The organism is Paraburkholderia sp. BR10923 (genome assembly GCF_040948765.1).
GTDB lineage: Bacteria > Pseudomonadota > Gammaproteobacteria > Burkholderiales > Burkholderiaceae > Paraburkholderia > Paraburkholderia youngii.
In genome coordinates, this window is record NZ_JBFPKO010000098.1 from 1 (window position 1) to 2,983 (window position 2,983).

Sequence of the window (2,983 nt, forward strand, 5' to 3'; positions counted from 1 at the left end):
CGTCAGGGAAGGTGTACGGGCTATTAAGGAAAGGCGACCGCCTCACTTCAAGGCCCGACAGGAAGCAGAGAAGTCACTCAAGTTGCCGGGCTTCTAACCAAAGGATGCACTATGTCACGAGACTCCCCCGACGGCCCCGGAAGATGTAGACGTTGCCGCCCAGCGGATTCTCCCCAAGCGCTGTTTGCACCTTCGCTGCCAACCCCTGGAACCCGCATCGCATATCGGTGACGCCAGCAGCGATCCAGATGCGCGTGCCTGCCGGTAGGGAGATCATGAGCGCAGACTACCCAGCACGATCCGCAGCATATCGGCATCAACCAGGCCGTCCACTTTAACCACCGCACGACCGATCCGGATCTCGATCGTGCCGACCGGTGATACAGGCTTCGAGCCCTGCGCGGGCGCTTCTACCGGAGCTGATGCAATGACCTCCGTCGGCGTGTCGTTGAGCAATACGACCGGAATGAGCCCGGCAGATCGAGCTTGCTGATCGGCCAGATATCGCCGCCGCCAGGTGAACAGCATGTTCGCGTTGATGCCGTTCTCCCGCGCCAGCTTCGCGACTGATACGCCCGGCTCGCAAGCTGCTGCTGCCAGTCGCTCACGCAGCTCCCGGGGGTAGTTCGGGCGCCCCGTTCGGGAACCCGGCTTCTTCTCCGCAGACTCTGTCAAAGTGGTGCCCATCAGATTGGAAATGATGGGCATCACTTTGATGTCGCCCTCAGCCACCGTCTATAACGGCCGGCACGAGCCGCTTACCTTGATCCTTATGGGTATGTGGCGCGATCCGTCGCAGCCACCGAATCGAAGAAACGGAGGCACTCGGCTGCTGCGATCGGGATGAAGTTGAGGCTGGCCTCACGCGACCATGGTAAGTAGTCCAGCCTGAACAAACCGTAGAGCCTTAAGCGTTGGGGGTTTCCGGCGGAAATCGTGTTGTTGGAATTCCAGAGACCTGGCATATTGCTGGGGATACGGGAATGGGTGATGCCCGCGTTAGACGCGCACGCTGCTAAAGAAACCGGTTACTACTGGATTATTGACGACACCGGTTTTCCAAAGAAGGGACGTCATTCGGTCGGGATGGCACGTCAGTACTGTGGGCAACTCGGCAAACAGGACAACTGTCAGGTCGCAGTGAGCCTGTCGATCGCGACACAACGCGGCAGCCTGCCGATTGCCTGGCAGCTGTATGTCCCCAAGGAATGGATTGAAGACCGGGAACGTGCCCGTCGTGCGGGCATTCCCGACGATCTGGCTTTCGAGACCAAGCCCGAGATTGCGTTGACCCAACTTCGTGAGGCTATAGCATCCGGCGTTGCCCCGGGCATCGTGCTGGCCGATGCCGGGTACGGCGGCGAAACCGCCTTCCGGGAGGGCGTAACTGAACTCGGTTTGTTGTACGCCGTAGGGATCCGGCCTGGCACCTCTGTGTGGGCACCCGGTACGGCGCCACTTCCACCCAGGCCATGGAGCCGGCGCGGCAAGCCACCGACATTGTTGCGCCGTGCGCCCGGCCACGAACCGCTCGCGGTGAAGGAACTGGCCATGCAATTGCCCGTGAACGCCTGGCAAACCGTCACCTGGCGGGAAGGCAGCAACGCAGCACTTTCCTCCCGCTTCGCCGCCATGCGCGTTCGCCCCGCACATCGCGACTATTGGCGAAGTACCGTTCGCGACGAAGAATGGCTGCTCATTGAATGGCCTGATGGCGATACGGAGCCGCTCAAATACTTTCTCACTACCGCCCCCGAAGAGGCGACCCTCGAGCAGCTCGTGTTCGTGACCAAAATGCGCTGGCGCATCGAGCGCGACTATCAGGACCCGAAACAGGAGTTCGGGCTCGGCCATTACGAAGGGCGAGGCTGGCGTGGCTTCCACCACCACGCCACGCTGAGTATCGCTGCATATGGGTTTCTGATGGCTCAGCGACTCAGGATGCGCTCGGATGAGCGCGATAAAAAACTTCCCGGAACGCGCGCTGCCTGCCCTTCCCCCAGATTACATCCCCCGGGGCAGTCCAGCGCGCTCAACGCCACGTTCCTGATTCCATTACCACGCTGCGTATTCTGCTTGAACTACGGCTCATGCAACGATGGCACTCTTCCTCTGCGGGGATAGACCGCGCAACAACTTATGTGACACAGTAGAACTAGGCGCGCAGGCAGGGCAACATGTGCCCTCGGTCACAATTCGGGGTGCTCGCAGGGCTGCGGATCCAACTCTCAAACGGGCTCGGTGCACCAGATGATGGGCCGACGTCGACCACCGCTGCCTCGTAAGGGTATTCCTTCTCCGATCCGCCCGCAGCAGTCGTGCGCTTCATCCTTCGGGGTCGGGCAAAACCCGATGAATCACTCTCAAGAGTTGGAGCCTCCACAAAATCCGGGGCGGTTCACTTCGCTATGAAAGTACCCATAGAGGAACTCAGCGAACACAAGGAACGCTACCTTACGACGCAGTGAGGAATCGCAGTCAGAGTGACATCCATGAAGCTCCATAGAACGCCAGAGCTGCAAGTTCCGCGATCACGTCAAAGCCAATAAAAAAGCCGCCGACCGGAGTGTGACCGATGTCGACTCTCTGATTCTTTCATGGATTTTTTGAACATGTCGTTGTGGCCCCGCTCAAATGGTTTGTCTGCTTTTGCTGCCGAATGATAGCAGCAGACAGGATCAGTCGCGCCACTTAGACCACTGTCTGAATTCCCGGCGCCCCCTATCGGTAGCGACACAAATTGTCGGAATTGTCCGGTTTGTCTGTTGATGCTATCGGTGAATGGGCTTTAACAGGATGCGGAAATACCCCCGCCCGGAATCGGCCTTCCACGATTTGAGCGCCCACCGTCGCTATATCTTTCGCATTGTGCAATTTCAACGCGCATCAACCTTTTTAAAGCACTGTGAGGCCGGCTTCTGGCCTCATTGCCGCCTTTTCCAGCCACTATGGGCGGATTTGTGCCAGGGATCGCATGCGCACG

Annotated in this window: 2 protein-coding genes and 1 pseudogene; 1 reads left to right on the plus strand and 2 read right to left on the minus strand. The window is 59.1% G+C overall.

Features of this window, described 5'->3' with window-relative positions:
* Positions 1 to 109 precede the first annotated feature (109 nt).
* Positions 110 to 277, minus strand: coding sequence for an IS66 family insertion sequence element accessory protein TnpB (gene tnpB / locus AB3X94_RS41415; protein ID WP_176112620.1), 168 nt, complete (start codon positions 275 to 277; stop codon positions 110 to 112).
* Entirely contained in the window at positions 274 to 732 is a 459-nt protein-coding gene (locus AB3X94_RS41420; protein WP_368594368.1) for a transposase, read from the minus strand. Before AB3X94_RS41420 ends, tnpB begins: the two co-directional genes overlap by 4 nt.
* Positions 733 to 963: 231 nt before the next feature.
* On the opposite strand from AB3X94_RS41420, the pseudogene AB3X94_RS41425 reads away from it, so the two are divergent.
* Positions 964 to 2,050 (plus strand): annotated as a pseudogene (locus AB3X94_RS41425) (IS701 family transposase); the annotation flags it as partial.
* Positions 2,051 to 2,983: the final 933 nt, after the last annotated feature.

Bases quoted from the DNA above. Each gene is read 5' to 3' on its own strand.
- tnpB (WP_176112620.1), bottom strand. From the start codon at position 277: ATGATCTCCCTACCGGCAGGCACGCGCATCTGGATCGCTGCTGGCGTC.